This is a genomic window from Marinobacter sp. (assembly GCF_014859525.1).
In the GTDB taxonomy this organism is placed as follows: Bacteria; Pseudomonadota; Gammaproteobacteria; order Pseudomonadales; family Oleiphilaceae; genus Marinobacter.
Map to the genome: position 1 here is coordinate 1 of NZ_JACUUB010000063.1, position 15,968 is coordinate 15,968.

The 15,968-nt window shown below is 59.9% G+C and carries 15 protein-coding genes and 1 pseudogene; 10 read left to right on the forward strand and 6 right to left on the reverse strand.

The window, feature by feature from the left end; genetic code table 11:
* Nucleotides 1-62: 62 nt before the first annotated feature.
* The 5 genes from IBX51_RS11765 to IBX51_RS11785 form a co-directional block, all read right to left on the reverse strand.
* On the reverse strand, nucleotides 63-866 hold the full coding sequence (locus IBX51_RS11765; RefSeq protein WP_291831448.1) for a symmetrical bis(5'-nucleosyl)-tetraphosphatase: 804 nt from the start codon (nucleotides 864-866) through the stop codon (nucleotides 63-65).
* On the reverse strand, nucleotides 859-1,689 hold the full coding sequence (rsmA, locus tag IBX51_RS11770; protein ID WP_291831449.1) for a 16S rRNA (adenine(1518)-N(6)/adenine(1519)-N(6))-dimethyltransferase RsmA: 831 nt from the start codon (nucleotides 1,687-1,689) through the stop codon (nucleotides 859-861). Before rsmA ends, IBX51_RS11765 begins: the two co-directional genes overlap by 8 nt.
* Nucleotides 1,686-2,696 carry a 4-hydroxythreonine-4-phosphate dehydrogenase PdxA gene (gene pdxA / locus IBX51_RS11775; protein WP_291831450.1) on the reverse strand — a complete coding sequence of 337 codons (1,011 nt, stop codon included), beginning with the start codon at nucleotides 2,694-2,696 and terminating at the stop codon, nucleotides 1,686-1,688. Before pdxA ends, rsmA begins: the two co-directional genes overlap by 4 nt.
* A complete protein-coding gene (locus IBX51_RS11780) occupies nucleotides 2,693-4,036 on the reverse strand; it encodes a peptidylprolyl isomerase (RefSeq protein ID WP_291831452.1) in 1,344 nt (447 codons plus the stop codon). Before IBX51_RS11780 ends, pdxA begins: the two co-directional genes overlap by 4 nt.
* A gap of 69 nt (nucleotides 4,037-4,105) precedes the next feature.
* Nucleotides 4,106-6,433 (reverse strand): LPS-assembly protein LptD, encoded by a 2,328-nt coding sequence (locus tag IBX51_RS11785; protein WP_291831463.1) that lies wholly within the window; start codon nucleotides 6,431-6,433, stop codon nucleotides 4,106-4,108.
* Between the two features lie 227 nt (nucleotides 6,434-6,660).
* Here IBX51_RS11785 and IBX51_RS11790 point away from each other — a divergent pair, with 227 nt between their 5' ends.
* From IBX51_RS11790 to IBX51_RS11800, 3 genes are read left to right on the forward strand one after another with little or no spacing between them, the layout of a single operon-like run.
* A complete protein-coding gene (locus tag IBX51_RS11790; protein ID WP_291831453.1) occupies nucleotides 6,661-7,707 on the forward strand; it encodes a phosphotransferase in 1,047 nt (348 codons plus the stop codon).
* On the forward strand, nucleotides 7,704-8,396 hold the full coding sequence (murU, locus tag IBX51_RS11795) for an N-acetylmuramate alpha-1-phosphate uridylyltransferase MurU (RefSeq protein ID WP_291831454.1): 693 nt from the start codon (nucleotides 7,704-7,706) through the stop codon (nucleotides 8,394-8,396). Before IBX51_RS11790 ends, murU begins: the two co-directional genes overlap by 4 nt.
* Nucleotides 8,393-9,148 carry a molecular chaperone DjlA gene (locus tag IBX51_RS11800; protein ID WP_291831456.1) on the forward strand — a complete coding sequence of 252 codons (756 nt, stop codon included), beginning with the start codon at nucleotides 8,393-8,395 and terminating at the stop codon, nucleotides 9,146-9,148. The genes murU and IBX51_RS11800 overlap by 4 nt, the downstream gene beginning before the upstream one ends.
* Before the next feature lie 33 nt (nucleotides 9,149-9,181).
* Here the strand turns inward: IBX51_RS11800 and IBX51_RS11805 are convergent, their stop codons facing one another.
* Nucleotides 9,182-10,138 carry a DUF3530 family protein gene (locus IBX51_RS11805; RefSeq protein WP_291831457.1) on the reverse strand — a complete coding sequence of 319 codons (957 nt, stop codon included), beginning with the start codon at nucleotides 10,136-10,138 and terminating at the stop codon, nucleotides 9,182-9,184.
* Nucleotides 10,139-10,203: 65 nt separating this feature from the next.
* On the opposite strand from IBX51_RS11805, the gene rpe reads away from it, so the two are divergent.
* From rpe to IBX51_RS11840, 7 genes and pseudogenes are all read left to right on the forward strand, one after another.
* On the forward strand, nucleotides 10,204-10,890 hold the full coding sequence (gene rpe, locus IBX51_RS11810) for a ribulose-phosphate 3-epimerase (protein WP_291831458.1): 687 nt from the start codon (nucleotides 10,204-10,206) through the stop codon (nucleotides 10,888-10,890).
* Complete coding sequence (locus IBX51_RS11815) at nucleotides 10,887-11,576, forward strand: phosphoglycolate phosphatase (RefSeq protein WP_291831459.1); 690 nt, start codon at nucleotides 10,887-10,889, stop codon at nucleotides 11,574-11,576. The genes rpe and IBX51_RS11815 overlap by 4 nt, the downstream gene beginning before the upstream one ends.
* A gap of 31 nt (nucleotides 11,577-11,607) precedes the next feature.
* On the forward strand, nucleotides 11,608-13,095 hold the full coding sequence (gene trpE, locus IBX51_RS11820; RefSeq protein WP_291831460.1) for an anthranilate synthase component I: 1,488 nt from the start codon (nucleotides 11,608-11,610) through the stop codon (nucleotides 13,093-13,095).
* A gap of 40 nt (nucleotides 13,096-13,135) precedes the next feature.
* The gene (gene modA, locus IBX51_RS11825) at nucleotides 13,136-13,903 is read left to right on the forward strand and encodes a molybdate ABC transporter substrate-binding protein (RefSeq protein ID WP_291831461.1); all 768 of its coding nucleotides are present in this window, start codon (nucleotides 13,136-13,138) and stop codon (nucleotides 13,901-13,903) included.
* Nucleotides 13,904-13,943: 40 nt separating this feature from the next.
* Complete coding sequence (modB, locus tag IBX51_RS11830; RefSeq protein ID WP_291831462.1) at nucleotides 13,944-14,630, forward strand: molybdate ABC transporter permease subunit; 687 nt, start codon at nucleotides 13,944-13,946, stop codon at nucleotides 14,628-14,630.
* Entirely contained in the window at nucleotides 14,630-15,700 is a 1,071-nt protein-coding gene (gene modC, locus IBX51_RS11835; protein WP_291831464.1) for a molybdenum ABC transporter ATP-binding protein, read from the forward strand. Before modB ends, modC begins: the two co-directional genes overlap by 1 nt.
* Before the next feature lie 185 nt (nucleotides 15,701-15,885).
* Nucleotides 15,886-15,968: pseudogene (locus tag IBX51_RS11840) on the forward strand (anthranilate/aminodeoxychorismate synthase component II); the annotation flags it as partial.

Below are 15,968 nucleotides of genomic sequence, written 5' to 3' on the forward strand. Positions count from 1 at the left end.
CCGCCAGCAAGCCAGCGAGTGCACCAACCGCCAATGCCCAGCGAATCAGGGCTACAGGGGGATTAACTGCAGTCACAGTGAGTCCGCTCTCCGCTGTCCAGGTTCATCAGAGTCAGAGCGCCGCCCCAGACGCAGCCGGTGTCCAGGCCAATAAAGCGCTCACTGCCGGTAAGGCCCTCCAGTGACGCCCAGTGGCCGAAGATGACTTTTACGTCGTCCGTTCGGGGATAGGTAAACCAGGGTGCGTAACCCACTGGCGCGTTACTTGCCGACTCTTTTGTCGCCAGTTCCAGGCGGCCGTCCTCTGCGATAAAGCGCATACGGGTAAAGTAATTGGTAATCACCCGCCACCGGTCCATGCCGGTGAGAGTATCACACCAGCGTTCTGGCTGATTGCCATACATTTGGCTGAAGTATTCCTGTGCATGATCGCCACGAATCACCGACTCCACTTCCCGGGCGCAGGCTACCGCCTGATCTACGCTCCAGATGTGGGGCAGTCCGGCGTGGACCATGACCAGGTTGCGAGCCTCGTCCCGAACACACAGGTATTGCTGACGCAGCCACTGAATCAATCGGTCGTGGTCTGGCGCCTCCAGAATATCGTGCAAGGTGTCTTTCTTCTTCGGGCTGTGGCCACCCAGCGCTAACGCCAACAGGTGCAGATCATGGTTACCGAGCACCACCACCGCGGCGCTACCCAGGCTTTCGATGTAGCGCAGAGTGGCCAGCGACGACGGCCCACGGTTGATCAGATCACCAGCCACCCAGAGCCGGTCCCGGGACGGTGAGAAATCCACTTTCTCCAGCACATCCCGCAAGCGTTCATAACAACCCTGAATATCGCCGATGGCATAGTCAGTCATTACTTACCTCGTCAGCTTCCGGATGCTCTACCCCAGCATCGACCAGCAAATCCGCAATCTGTACGTAATCGGCCAGACTCAGGTTCTCCGGGCGCAAGCCATCGTTGATGCCCAGAGACTGTAACTGCTCGACGGTCACCAGCGTCGCCAAGGCCTTGCGCAGGGTTTTGCGGCGGGCATTGAAGGCAGTGCGCACCACCGCCTGCAAGGTTTTCAGATCTTTCGCTGGGTGCGGCAGCTCTTTGTGAGGCACCAGCCGGACAATGGCGGAATCCACTTTCGGAGCCGGCCGGAACGCCCCCGGGCCTACTTCGAACAAGGGCTGCACCTTGCAGAAATACTGAGTCATGATGCCCAGGCGACCGTAGTTGTTGTCACCCGGTGTGGCCGACATCCGCTGCACCACTTCCTTCTGCAACATAAAGTGCATGTCTTGCACCACACCGGACTGCGCCAGCAAGTGGAAAATCAACGGTGTTGAGATGTTATAGGGCAAATTGCCAATGATCCGCAGGGCGCGGTCCGTGACCAGCTGGCTGAAATCGAAACTGAGCGCATCGGCCTCATGAATCCGGAACTCGGGATAATTGAAGAACTTGGTACGCAACACCGGAATCAGATCCCGATCCAGCTCCACCACTTGCAAGCGCGGGTTCACCGCCAGAATTTCTTCGGTAATGGCACCCAGGCCGGGACCAATTTCAACCATCGAATCGTCAGGCTTTGGGCCGATCGAGCGGACGATCCTTTCGATCACGCCCGGATCGTGCAGGAAATTCTGGCCGAAGCGTTTGCGGGCCTTGTGGCCATGCTGGTTACTCATGAGGGTTCTCCGGCGTTGGCCGCCCGACGGCTGCGGGCCATGCGCTCACCTACGCGAATGGCGGTGTGCAGGCTGCCTGCGTCGGCCTTGCCGGTGCCGGCCAGATCCAGCGCCGTGCCGTGATCCACCGACGTGCGCACAATGGGCAAGCCCAGAGTGATATTAACGGCGCGACCAAAACCCTGAAATTTCAGTACCGGCAACCCCTGGTCGTGATACATGGCTAACACGGCGTCGGCACCTTCAAGCCAGTGAGGGGTAAACAAGGTGTCTGCCGGCAGTGGTCCTGTCAGCTCAATACCCTCGTCACGCAGCTGTTTCAAAGTCGGCTCGATCACGTCGATTTCTTCCCGGCCCAGATGGCCGCCTTCCCCGGCATGGGGGTTCAGCCCAGCCACCAGAATGCGCGGCTGCTCAATGCCAAAGAAAGTTTTCAGGTCGGCATCAAGAATGCGCGTTACCTGCATCAGCCGCTCCGGCGTAATCGCCTCCGCCACGTCTTTCAGGGGTAAGTGAGTGGTTACCAGAGCCACCCTTAACTCTTCGGTAGCCAACATCATCACCACCCGTTCAACGCCGCAAAGCTCCTGCAAAAACTCGGTATGGCCACTGAAGGCGATACCGGCGTCGTTGATCACACCTTTGTGGACCGGTGCGGTCACCATGCCGTCAAAATCGCCATTCAGACAGCCTTCGGCCGCAAGGGTCAGGGTGTCCAGTACATACTGGCTGTTACCAGCATCCAGCTGGCCGGCAACGGTACTTGCGCAGCCCTCGACATGGCAGACCGACAGGTGGCCCGCGCGGGTCTCCGGTACCCGGCCCGGCTGCCAGTCATGCAGCTCTACCTGCAGGCCCAGCTGATCGGCTCGGTCAGCGAGCAGGCGCTTGCACGCCACCACCACGATACCGGCATTTCGGGATTCATCCGCCAATTGAAGGCAAAGTTCCGGCCCGATGCCAGCCGGCTCACCCGCGGTCAGGGCCAGGATTACCGGATCACTCATGATGCGTCACTGTCCTCACGGGCCGGGTTCAAATCGGCGTAGTCGCCTTTGAACTCGACATACGCTTCGTCACGGATTTCCCGCAGCCAGTTCTGCAGCTCGGTTTCGAACTTCCGCTGGTAGATAGCCTGGCGCGCCTGAGATTGACGATTTTCGGACGTCACATCCTGTTGACGGCGTTCTTCAACCTCGATGATGTGCCAGCCAAACTGGGAACGAACCGGCCCATAGATCTCGCCCACATCGGCCTCCATCATGGCCTGCTCAAATCCTGGGACCATTTGACCGGGGCTGACCCAACCAAGGTTGCCGCCGTCGGAGCCGGAGACCGGATCATCCGACAGTTCCCGAGCCAGAGTGGCAAAATCAGCACCGTCCTGCAGCTGCAGGAAGATGTCCCGAACCCGGCTTTCCGCCTGCGCTTCGGTGACCGCCTCAGAAGGACGCACCAGTATGTGGCGCACGCGATGCTGCTGAATAACCATCTGCTGCTCGCCACCACGTTTGTCCATTACGATCACCAGGTGGAAGCCGCTGTTGTTCTCAAGCACCTCAGAGGGGACGCCAACCTCCAGATCGGGTACAACCGGGGCCACCAGGGATGGCAACTGACTGTCTGTCCGCCAGCCCATATCACCGCCCTCAAGAGCGTTACCGGCATCAGACTCGGCAACCGCCACTTCCCGGAAATCACGGCCATCCAGAATCTGCTGACGCAGGGTTTCGGCTTTCGCACGGACGTTATCAACCAAAGCCTCATTGCCGGGATCATCTACCTGAAGATAGATGTAAGCCAGACGGTACTCGGCGGCATCCGGACCTCGCCCGGCCTGGGCTTGCAGATAATTCTCCACCTCACGGTCAGTGATCCTGACCCGATTACCCACCCGGCGCTGCTGAATCCGGCCAGACAGCATCTCATTACGGATTTGCTCACGGGCCTGCTGAAAAGTGACACCTTCTTCGGCCAGCTGCTCTTCGAACTGAGCCAGGGTCAGGTTGTTGCTGCGGGCAATGTTGCTCAGAGTTTCGTTCAGTTCGTTATCACTGATGCGCATACCCATCTGGCCCGCCATCTGCATCTGGATGGATTCGGAGATCAACTGATCCAACACTCGCTCCTCGAGTAATTGTCTGGGCGGCAATCCGGTGCCCTGAGCACTGAGTCGGCCAACGATGGTATTAACCCGGGCCTCCAGCTCGGTCTGAAGAATCACATCATCATCGACAATGGCCACCACACGATCCAGCACTTTTCTTTCAGCATGGGCCGTTACCGACAGCGCCATCATGGCCAGCGTCAGTAGCAGGGTCAGTCCGTGGCGTACAGTCGCCTTCATAATCACCTCTTGGTTTGTTGCATTCTGTGCCGTCGGTCCGGGAACAGGTCCGCCGGGCTTTGGTTCGTTTTAACGGCGCTGAGTTCCAAACCGACGGCGCTCACGTTCGTCATAGCCGTAGATGGCGTCGGCAATGTTATCGGAAGCACCGCCACTGCCGCCCAGCCCTTTCAGCTCAATCTGGAACAATATGCGGTTATCCAGTTGTTCATCATCGGTCAGGTAGCCTTGATGCACCACCTGCACGCTCCAGCAGCAATTATTGTATTCAATGCCAGCCAGGGTACCGACTGTCCTCTTCAGACCAGAATCATAAACCCATCGACCAATAGCGCTGACCCGATCAGTCACCGGGAACACCGTGCCAACGTCTGTCTGCTCAAGATCGTCCGGGCGACTGTAGGTATGGCCCAGGGTGGCCAGGTAGCGATAATCCCGGGAATGGAAAATCAGCTGGCTGCGGCCTTCCTCGGTTTTTTGAGTGTCGTGATCCCAGAGCCCTGAGCTTCGGATTTCCAGGTTATCAACGGGTTTCAGCACCAGCTCACCCGCCAGCGGCGAATTGCTGCGATCAGAAGCGCCTTGTCCGAACAGATTTACTTCCCGGTCATCAAAATAGCGCACCTGACCGACACTGACCCGGGCCCGTTCAGCGCCGGTCAGCAGATCGTTGAAACGACTGGTCAGTGCGACTGTCAGCTGATTGGCATCCCCTACCCGATCACCACCCGTGAACCGGTCACGCTGGAACAGCTGGTCAAAGCGGAAGCTTTTCAGACCAGTGTCAAAGTCCGGAATGTCGTTCTGATCGGCATCGGCGTCGGCCCAGGCATAATACAACCGGGGCTCCAGCGTCTGATTATAAGGCACGTCGAACAGGTTTGATCGCCGATCAAAATACAGACCGTTATCCCACTCGAACACCGGCACTGTGCGATCAAAACTGCCGCTTCCGAGCGTGTAATCTTCCAGGTCGTAACGGGTGTAATCCAGGCTCACCGCCGGCCGACTGAAGCCCCATAACGTGCGCATGGGTAAAGCCAGCTCCGGAATCGCCCTTATTCTTTGACCATTGGCTCGATCAAGGCCGGTCAGGGCATTATTGTCACGGTAGAACCAGGTGTACTGGCTCTCCAGACTGGTTTCAAAAGCACCCAGTCCGGCAGTTCCTGCGTAGAGCACCTCCGGCAACTGGGCATAGGGTTTATCGACATCGGCAATGCGTTCGGCAATGGTCTGATAGCCACTCAGGTAGGCATCAAAATACTGGTTCTGCCCTGAGTAACGCACGCCGCCGCGGCGTTGAAGATGCGTGGCCTGATTGATCGCCAGCGAGCGGTTCAGATCACTCAGGTAATCCTCGTCCGACACCACCGAATAATCACCATAGCCTGTCCAGCCACCGCCAAACCGGGCTCGGGTGGTAAAATCCAGTGCCCAGCGTTCTCCGTCCGCTCCGGGCGTATCCCCCTTGTAAGCAGAATCGTTATTGATGTAGCCAACCTGCAGCACCGATTCACCAAGCCGGCTCAGATAGCGCCCCTCGGCTTCCGTAAACAGGCCGCGACCATGAATGTACTGCGGCGTTAGCGTGGCATCGTAATGAGGCGCCAGGTTCAGGTAATACGGCAGCGCCACAAAGCCGCCGCTGCCGGCACTGGAGGAACCAAACTGGGGATACAAAAAACCGGTCTTACGGCGATCATCAATGGGGAACGTAATATAGGGCCAATAGAATACCGTTGCGTCCAGCACCTCAAGGCGCACGTGCCGGGCCTTGCCGAAACCTTCGGCCTGATCCAGCTCGATGTCTGAGGCCACAATGGCCCAGTCATTCTGGCCCGGGCCACAGGTGGTCAGCAGGCCATCGGTGATCACCACTTGATGTTCACCAATCCGGGACAGCGACGATGCTCTGCCGCGCATTTCGGAATCGTGTAACAAAAACGTTGCCGTATTGATATCCAGCTGACCGGAGTCGACAGAGTAACGGGCGCTTTCACCGGTCAGCAAAAATCCTTCGCCGCGACTAACCAGAGGCCCCAACAGATTGAGCTCACCGGACTGAGTGTTGTAACGCGCCTCCGAGCCAGTGGCCTGAAAGCTGCCTTGGCGCAACCGTACATCACCCTGAAGGTACAGCTCCGCATCCAGTTCATACCGGGCGTTCAGAGCACTGGCTTCCAGGGGGGCGGATCCGGCTCCATCCCCTGCAAACAACGGCACCTGCCCGCCGGCCAGGCCGGACGGCAAATAGCCACCCGAACAGAAGGCCGGCAGCCTTGCCTGCATCTCGGCAGGCAGTTCACTCTTCGGACGCCAGTCGATTTCCGCTGCGCTCCGTTGAGAGCGATCCTGAGCCATGCCTGCTACCGGAACCAAAGCCATCGCCAGCATAAGCCCGGCACAGCGGGGCTTGAACCACAACAGGTGACAGTAACGGCTGGGCACGATGGCAAGGTTCCTGTTCCGGGCGAATGGCGGCTTGGTAAAAACAGTGGCCTAGTTTACACGCGCCCCGCGGCCTTGTTAACGGAAACACCGCTGCAAATCCGTTTTACGCTCTTTATACTCCTCTGCTAACGTTCGATATCTGTCAATCATTCAGGACGCACCGCACAATTATGGACAAACGCCTGCAACGGCTGACCGAGTGGGTCAGGCATATTCCCGGCTTTGAAACCGCCAGTCCAGAGCCGGTTTCCGGTGACGCCAGCTTTCGCCGATACTTTCGAGCATGGCAAGAGAGATCGGGCCAACCTCGCACGCCGTGCATTCTTATGGACGCACCGCCCGAGCACGAAGACTGCAGACCCTTTGTCACCATTGCCCGGCACTGGCGCCAGCGTGGCATCAACGTGCCGGCGATTGTCGCCGAGAATCTGGAGCAAGGATTTCTGGCGCTGGAGGATTTTGGCGATCAACTGATGCTGGCCGCACTGACCGATGACAACGCCGACACACTCTACCGGCAAGCGCTCGATGAACTGGTTCTCATTGCGCAAACCCCCGACCACCCCAACCAACCATTGCCGCCCTACGATGAGGCTCTGCTGGATCGCGAAATGGCGCTGTTCCCTGACTGGCTCCTGGAGAAGCATCTGGAGCTACCCTTGGGCAATGTAGAACGGGCGCTGCTGGAAACCGCCTTTTCCGTGCTGAAAGAGAGCGCCCTGGCGCAGCCGGAAGTGACGGTGCACCGGGATTACCACTCCCGCAACCTGCTGGTACTGCCGGATAGCGACAAACCCGGCGTGATTGACTTTCAAGACGCGGTGCGTGGCCCGGTTACCTATGATGCCGTCTCTCTGCTGAAAGACTGCTACCTGCGCTGGCCAGACGCCAAAGTGCAAGAATGGCTGGAACACTTCCGGACTGCCAGCCGTAATGCCGGACTGCACCGCGCAGACCCGGACACCTTCAGACAATGGTTTGAACTGATGGGCATGCAAAGGCACCTCAAGGCCGCGGGCATTTTTGCACGGTTAGCCATACGCGACGGCAAAACCGGTTTTCTGGCCGATATCCCCAGAACCGTCGGTTATCTGCGCGATGCCAGCGCCAGACAGCCAGCCCTGCGCCACTTCCACGAGTGGCTCTGCGATGTCGTCATCCCGGCCATTGAGCAGCGCATCGGAGTGGTTCCCGCCCCGGAGGCCGCCCAGCCGTGAAAGCCATGATTCTGGCCGCTGGCAAAGGCGAGCGGATGCGACCACTAACGTTAAGCACCCCCAAACCGCTGCTGATCGCCGGTGGCAAAGCCCTGATCACGTATCACCTGGAAAACCTCCAGCGCGCGGGCTTGCGAGAGGTGGTGATCAATCACGCCTGGCTTGGGCAACAGATCGAGCAACACCTGGGTGATGGCAGCCGATTTGGCCTGAGCATCCGGTATTCGTCAGAGGGCACCCCCCTCGAGACCGCCGGCGGCATCGTCCGGGCGCTGCCATTGCTGACCGAAGGCGATAGCGATTGGTTTGCAGTCATCAACGGCGACATCTGGACCGACTTCCCGTTGAACCATTTACAACCGCCCACCAGCCTCGATTGCGACGCGGTTCTGGTACTGGCGAACAACCCGGCCCACCACCCTGACGGCGATTTCCATCTCAGCGCAGATGGCCTGCTTAGTGCTTCAGGAGCAGACAAACTCACCTTCACCGGCATCAGCTTGCTGCACCGGAGACTGTTCGACGGGCTGGACGACAGCGCCGGCAAACTGGGCCCGGTGCTTCGTAACGCCATGAAAAGCGGCAAAGTGCGGGGCCTGCACCATCGCGGCCAATGGGTTGATGTGGGTACGCCAGCCCGACTGATCACACTTGATCGCTTGCTCACCGGGAGCAAGCAGCCATCATGACAAAACCCGCTTCACCACCGTTACCCGCAAGAATTGAATCTGCTTTTGCCGACCTGCTCAGAGAGCTGTCCAGCTGCGGCCATCAAGCCAGCACGCTCATCGAACGAGCCAGGCTGCCGCGCGGGTGCCGAAAGCCACTGTTCTTTTTCCTTGGTTATATCGCCAAGGCCGATGGCCGGGTGACGGAAGCGGATATCCGTTACGCCGAGACGCTAATGAAAGCCCTTGAGCTGTCGACCCGGCAACGTAAAAAAGCCATCGAGCAATTCCGACGAGGCAAAGAAAGCGATCACCTGCCCCTCTATCATGGCCTCAAACTCCGGCTGATGGCCCGTGTCTGGCCAGGACCGGCCCTCAAGACCGCCATCTGCCTGTGCCACGGAGCGCAGGTGATCGGGCAACCCGGCAAAGCACGACGCTACCGCTGTGAAGATGCCGTCGATCAGATAGGGTTACCCATAACGGTCAGTGACGACATTTTCGAGAGCTACGCCAGCAAGGTCTGGATTCGCAGCACCCGAACCGTCAACAAACCCACCAGTTACGAGCAGGCTTGCCAGATTCTCGGCGTCACCCGGCGAGATGACCTGGACACCGTCAAACGGACTTATCGCAAAAAAGTTTCTGCCTGCCATCCAGACAAACTTGCCCAGCAAAAACTGACGCCCTCCGAAATAGCCAAGGCCAAAGATCAACTGCTGGTTTACCAGCAGGCCTGGGAATTGATCAAGCAGCGGCACCGGCCCCTGTAAACAGCCCTCGAACGCAATACTGCCCCTTCACAACTAACGGCCCAGCCAGGCACTGATGCGACTGGCCAGGCGATCGGCATCAGAGGGCTGCGGCGGGCTGGCCAGCACAATCGACTGCCGCTGGTAACCAGACACTTGCTGTCGTCCCATGGCGGCCGAACGCTCCGCGCCCTGACGGCGAGCCAGACCCTCACCACTGTGCAGATCCAACACCTGCCAGGAACGGTCCTCTGCCAGCAGCTCTGGCAGCGTGGCCAGCCGTTCGGCCGAAAACCGGGGTGCCAGCCAGATCATTCCAGCCAACGAACTCCGCCCTGCAGCCCATCCCGTCACATGATCTGCCGACCAGCCTATACCGGCAACGGCTGGCCGTTCATAGCCTCGCCGCTCCAGATCCTCGGCGGCAGCATCGAGTAACTGCCAGACCGAATTACGATACTCCGCAAGCAACTCCGCCAGCGCATCGTCTACCGCCAGGTCAATCATCACGGCCCCCTGGTCAACCTCTTCAGCGGCATCTCCAGGTCTGTTCGGCTTGGGCACCCCTCTCAGCAACCGCCGGCGAACCAGGCTGTCCGGCGGCGCGTTGAGCCCCAACGTCATAACAGCAAAGCCTCGCTCAGCCAAACCTTGCAACAACCGGCCAGACAGCCCCTCACCGGCAGTCTGGCCCTCGTTTGCAAGCACAATCACGGCACCTCGCCCCGGCGTTGTAAGCTCGGGCTGAAACAGCGCCAAGGCCCGCCGATCGTCGTCTGGCTCCAGCCACACCGCGCGCTCCGGGAACGCCTGAGCCAATGTCCATTCGCCAAGGCCAGACACCGATATCGCCCGGCGTTCAGCCATCCGTTCACTGGCCTTTTCAGGATCTGGCTGATCATCGTCCTGAGCCAGCGCAGGCACCGACAACCCGGCCAACAGCCACCAGCAAACCCAAACCCTAGCCCGACTGCGTATCAATTCCGTGTACCTCACGCTGCGAAAATGCATGGCAAACTGTTAGACTAGCAGGGTTCCTGTGCAGCCGATAATTCACCTGATCGAGAGAGCCCCTGATGAACCCTTTTCTGATTGCCCCATCCATCCTCTCTGCCGATTTCGCCCGTCTCGGCGAGGAAGTCGACAACGTACTGGCCGCCGGTGCCGACGTGGTGCACTTCGATGTGATGGACAATCACTATGTGCCTAACCTGACCATCGGACCCATGGTGTGCGAGGCCCTGCGCAAGCATGGCGTCACCGCACCGATTGATGTGCACCTGATGGTGTCGCCGGTGGACGACCTGATCCGCATGTTCATTGACGCCGGCGCCAGCTACATCACCTTTCACCCTGAGGCCTCCAATCACGTCGACCGCTCCCTGCAACTGATCCGCGACGGTGGCTGCAAGGCCGGGCTGGTGTTCAACCCCGCCACCTCGCTCAGCCACCTGGATCATGTCATGGACAAGCTCGACATGGTGCTGCTGATGTCCGTCAACCCCGGCTTCGGTGGTCAGAAGTTCATTCCCGGCACCCTGGACAAGCTGCGCGAAGCCCGCAAGCGCATTGATAGCAGCAACTACAACATCCGCCTGGAAATCGACGGTGGCGTGAAGGTCGATAATATCCGGGACATCGCCGAGGCCGGTGCCGACACTTTTGTCGCTGGCTCTGCCATTTTCAATACTCCGGACTACAAAACCACCATCGACGCCATGCGCGACGAACTGGAGCAGGCCCGCAAGGTTATCGGCGGATGAGCCTGAAGGGCCTGTTCAACGCCCGCTGGCCGGGCTGCGCCCTGTTTGACCTGGACGGTACACTGGTCGACAGCGCGCCCGATCTGGCGGCGGCGGTGGATCAGATGCTGGCCCACCTGGGCCGGAGCCCGGCCGGGCTGGCGAACGTCCGCCACTGGGTCGGTAACGGCTCCGGCGTTCTGGTACGCCGGGCGCTGGCCCGCCAGATCGACTGGGAGCCGCCCGCCGCCAAAGACGATGCCCTCTACCACGATGCCATGGCCATGTTCTATCACGCCTATCGGCAGCTGAATGGCCAGCAAGCCACCGTGTTTGACGGGGTAACCGACTGCCTGGCGCACCTGAAAGCTCTGGGCTGCCGGATGGCGGTGGTCACCAACAAGCCGGACCCGTTCGTGGCGCCGTTACTGCAACAGACCGGGCTTGCACACTTCTTTGAGGTGATCGTGGGTGGCGACACGCTGACAGTCAAGAAGCCGGACCCGGCACCGCTGCTGCACGCCATGGAACAACTGGGCGGAACCCGAGGCACCACCGTGATGGTAGGGGACTCCGGGGCCGACATCAGCGCCGCCCAAACCGCCGGCATACCCTGCGTCGCGGTACGCTATGGCTACAACTTCGGCAGTTCCGTTGACAGCCTCGGCGCGGATGCGGTGGTTGATTCGCTGACTGAGCTCTTGTAAACATGCAGATCCGACTTCAGGAAACCGAGACATGACACCCGAGCAATTCTCCGGGCTCGCCCAGGCCGGCTACAACCGTATTCCCGTATACCGCGAAGTGCTCGCGGACCTGGACACGCCCCTGAGCACGTACCTGAAACTGGCCAGCGGCCCGTATTCCTATCTGTTCGAGTCGGTTCAGGGTGGCGAGAAATGGGGCCGGTATTCCATCATCGGCTTGCCCAGTCGGGAAATCCTGAAGGTGTTTGATCACCGCATAGAAGTTAGCCACAACGGTGACATCGTCGAGCAGGCCGACGTGGACGACCCACTGGATTTTGTGGATCAGTACCAGCAGCGCTTCAACGCTCCGGACCTGCCTGAACTGCCCCGTTTCAATGGCGGTTTGGTCGGCTACTTCGGCTACGACACTGTGCGCTACATTGAAAAGCGCCTGCGCCAGAGCTGCCCGCCCGACCAGATCGGCACCCCGGACATCCTGTTGATGGTGTCGGATGAGATCGTGGTGTTCGACAACCTGCGCGGCAAGCTGCATCTGATTGTGCACGTCGACCCGGCCGTGGACGGTGCCTACCAGAGTGCCCAGGCCCGCATCGACGAGCTGGAAAGCCAGCTGCACCGGCAAACCACCAACGCCCCGCGCACCCCGGAACACCTGCGCGGCAAGGTGGTGGACGAAAGTGACTTTATCTCCGGCTTCAGCCAGGACAAATTCGAAGCTGCCGTCGACAAGATCAAGGGCTACGTTCTGGACGGCGACGTCATGCAGACCGTCATTTCCCAGCGCATGTCGATTCCCTTTGAAGCGCCACCGCTGAATCTGTACCGCTCGCTGCGGGTACTCAACCCGTCACCCTACATGTACTTTCTGGATCTGGACGATTTTCACATTGTCGGCTCGTCGCCGGAAATCCTGGCCCGGGTGGAAGATGAGGAAGTGACCGTGCGGCCCATCGCCGGCACCCGCAAGCGCGGCGCCACCGAGGCCGAGGATAACGCTCTGGAACGAGAACTGCTGGCCGATCCGAAAGAGATCGCCGAGCACCTGATGCTGATCGACCTGGGCCGCAACGACGCCGGCCGGGTCTCGGAAACCGGCACGGTAAAGCTGACCGACAAGATGATTGTCGAGCGTTACTCCCACGTGATGCACATCGTCTCCAATGTCACTGGCCGTCTGAAGGCAGGCACCAGTTGCCTGGACGTGCTGCGCGCCACCCTGCCCGCCGGCACCCTGAGTGGTGCCCCGAAAATCCGGGCCATGGAAATCATCGACGAGCTGGAGCCGGTCAAGCGCGGCGTGTACGGCGGGGCGGTCGGCTACCTGTCGTTCAACGGCAACATGGACACCGCCATTGCCATCCGCACCGCGGTGATCAAGGACAACACCCTGCACATTCAGGCCGGCGCCGGCGTCGTGGCCGATTCAGTACCGCGCCTGGAATGGAAAGAAACCATGAACAAGGGCCGGGCCATCTTCAAAGCTGTGGCCATGACCTATAACGACTACGATCACTGAAGCGGCTAACCGGTCGCTCATCCTCACTCGGAGACCGAACATGTCAGTATTTGCCAGATCCGGCCAGCTGATCGCCCTGCTGGTGCTGGTGCTGTTCACCACACACCTGCACGCCAGCGGTCCCCTGCGAATCGCGGCAGCGTCTGACCTGCGCTATGCGCTCGATGACATTGTGGATCTGTACCGCGTAGCCAACCCCGACGCGGCTATCGAGGTGATCTACGGCTCCTCCGGCAAGATGACCACCCAGATCATCAACGGCGCGCCCTACGACCTCTTCTTTTCCGCCGACATTTCCTTTCCGGAAAGGCTTAAGGCCGAAGGCCTGACCAGTACCGAGCCGTCAGTCTACGCCCTTGGCCGCATCGTGATCTGGAGCAACACGGTGAACGCCGCCGACCTTACCCTGGAAGATCTGGCGTCAGACGCCATTAGCCGCATCGCCATCGCCCAGCCGGCGCACGCACCTTACGGTCTGCGCGCCAAAGAGGCCATGCAATCCGCCGGGGTATGGGATGCGGTGCAACGCAAACTGGTGTTTGGTGAGAACATTGCCCACACCGCCCAGATGGTCGAATCGGGTGCCGCCCAGGTGGGCATCATTGCGCTGTCACTGGCACGGTTTCCCGATCTGGCAACGCACGGGCACCACCTGATCGACAACGCCCTGCATAACCCGCTGACCCAGGGCTATGTGGTCACCAAACGCGGGGGCGACAAGCCCGAGGCCATGGCGTTTGCCGCATTCATGGCCACCGGGCAGGCCCACGACATCATGACCCGCTACGGCTTTGTCATGCCGGAGTAGGCAACGCCACCGCAACGTTTCTGGCAATTAAGGGAAGCCCATGTTCACACTCGGACCCGCCGAATGGCAGGCCATTGAGGTCACTTTCCGATTGTGCCTGTACACCACCATCATCCTGCTGGTGCTGGCCACACCCCTGGCCTGGTGGCTGGCCAAAGGCCGCTCCTACGCCCGGGTAGTGGTGCAGGCGGTGGTCGCTCTGCCGCTGGTGCTGCCGCCTACCGTGCTCGGCTTTTACCTGCTGATGGCGCTGGGACCGAGAGGGGTCGTCGGCAGAACTCTCGAAGACCTGGGCTTGCATCATCTCGCCTTCTCCTTTGAAGGCATCCTGATCGCCTCCGTTATCTACTCCATGCCCTTTGCGGTGCAGCCCCTGACCGAAGCCTTCAAGAACCTTGGCCGGCGACCGGTCGAGGTGGCCAGCAGCCTCGGCGCGGGAGCTCTGGACCGTTTTCGCACCGTCATTTTTCCGCTAACCCGCGGCGGTTTCGTGGTCGCCGCCACCCTGACCTTTGCCCACACGCTGGGTGAATTCGGCGTGATTCTGATGCTCGGTGGCAGCATCCCCGGCGAAACCAAGGTGCTGTCGGTGCTGATCTACGATCACGCTGAAAGCATGAACTACGCGGCCGCCCACAGTTTGTCACTGATGTTGCTGATCTTTGCCTTTGTCACCCTGTTTATCGTGTACAGCATGACCCGCCGTTTTCGGGTTGCCACCCTGTGATGATTCACATTCAGGCTCAGCTGCACTTCGGCGAAGACTTTGAACTCAAGGTTGACCATGAATTACCGCTTGAGGGAGTAACTGGGCTGTTTGGGCGCTCCGGCTGCGGCAAAACCACCTTGCTGCGACTGATTGCTGGCCTCGAGCGGGTCAAAGGAGCCAGCGTGCGCTTTGGTGATCAGTGCTGGCAGCAGGGTCGACACTTTATGCCGCTGCACAAACGGCGTATCGGCCTGGTGTTCCAGGAGCACAGCCTGTTGCCGCACCTGTCGGTACAGGACAACCTGCTGTACGGCTATAAACGGACGCCGGCAGACCTGCGCCGCCTGCACCCGCCGGAAGTGACCGCCATGCTCGGCCTTAACGATCTACTCAGCCGGCGCATCGATCAGCTCTCCGGCGGTCAGCGCCAACGGGTGTCACTGGGCCGGGCACTGCTGATCAGCCCTCAACTGCTGCTGCTCGACGAGCCCATGGCGGCCCTGGACACCCAGACCAAGCGCGAGATCATGCCGTTTCTGGGGCGCATGGCGGCGGAGTCGGGCGTTCCGATCATCATGGTCAGCCACTCCCCGGATGAAATCGAGCGCCTGGCGGACCGGATTGTGTTCATGCAGAACGGTCGGATTCAACGCATCGAAACCCTGCACGAGTCGCTGGCCCGGCCAGACTCTCCGCTCTTCGAAGACAGCGGTGCGGTGTCAGTACTGGAGGGTTGGCTGGGCGACGTCGGCGAAGATGGCGTCCGGCCTTTTGGTCCGCCAGAAGCACGACTCTGGGTTCCGGCCCCGATTCAGATCCCGGTCAACACCCACATTCGGCTGCGCATTCTGGCTCGGGATGTCAGCTTGTCATTGGTCAATCCCGAACACATCAGTATCCAGAACCACCTGCCGGTGACCATAGAGCGCATCAACCTGCCCAGGGATAACCGCTGCGTGGTGGCCTGCCGTACCGAGGATGGCCAGCTGGTGCTGGCCGAAGTCACCGCGCGGGCGGTGCGCCAGCTCAACCTTGAGGCAGGAACCCGGCTGTACGCCCTCATCAAGTCGGTGGCCTTGCTGGAATGAGGGATTTGTAGTGTCTGGTTACGCTTCACCCCGGCAACCCGTTATTGTACCGGGGCCGGCAGGCTGCAATAATCCTTGTCCTGTTTACCCTTCGCTCCAGGCTACGGTTATTGTGAGACATATCAAAAGCAACAGCGCCGGCATGGCGATACAATCCACTGATCAAACGGACGGTTAGAATCGCTATGCTGCTGATGATCGACAACTACGACTCTTTCACCTACAACGTCGTTCAGTATCTGGCGGAGCTGGGTGCGGATGTGCAGGT

Coding starts and splice junctions, on each gene's coding strand:
- modC (WP_291831464.1), top strand. CDS start 14,630: ATGATTCACATTCAGGCTCAGCTGCACTTCGGCGAAGACTTTGAACTC.
- modA (WP_291831461.1), top strand. CDS start 13,136: ATGTCAGTATTTGCCAGATCCGGCCAGCTGATCGCCCTGCTGGTGCTG.
- modB (WP_291831462.1), top strand. CDS start 13,944: ATGTTCACACTCGGACCCGCCGAATGGCAGGCCATTGAGGTCACTTTC.
- IBX51_RS11765 (WP_291831448.1), bottom strand. CDS start 866: ATGACTGACTATGCCATCGGCGATATTCAGGGTTGTTATGAACGCTTG.
- IBX51_RS11800 (WP_291831456.1), top strand. CDS start 8,393: ATGACAAAACCCGCTTCACCACCGTTACCCGCAAGAATTGAATCTGCT.
- rsmA (WP_291831449.1), bottom strand. CDS start 1,689: ATGAGTAACCAGCATGGCCACAAGGCCCGCAAACGCTTCGGCCAGAAT.
- pdxA (WP_291831450.1), bottom strand. CDS start 2,696: ATGAGTGATCCGGTAATCCTGGCCCTGACCGCGGGTGAGCCGGCTGGC.
- IBX51_RS11780 (WP_291831452.1), bottom strand. CDS start 4,036: ATGAAGGCGACTGTACGCCACGGACTGACCCTGCTACTGACGCTGGCC.
- IBX51_RS11785 (WP_291831463.1), bottom strand. CDS start 6,433: ATGCTGGCGATGGCTTTGGTTCCGGTAGCAGGCATGGCTCAGGATCGC.
- IBX51_RS11815 (WP_291831459.1), top strand. CDS start 10,887: ATGAGCCTGAAGGGCCTGTTCAACGCCCGCTGGCCGGGCTGCGCCCTG.
- trpE (WP_291831460.1), top strand. CDS start 11,608: ATGACACCCGAGCAATTCTCCGGGCTCGCCCAGGCCGGCTACAACCGT.
- IBX51_RS11790 (WP_291831453.1), top strand. CDS start 6,661: ATGGACAAACGCCTGCAACGGCTGACCGAGTGGGTCAGGCATATTCCC.
- IBX51_RS11805 (WP_291831457.1), bottom strand. CDS start 10,138: ATGCATTTTCGCAGCGTGAGGTACACGGAATTGATACGCAGTCGGGCT.
- rpe (WP_291831458.1), top strand. CDS start 10,204: ATGAACCCTTTTCTGATTGCCCCATCCATCCTCTCTGCCGATTTCGCC.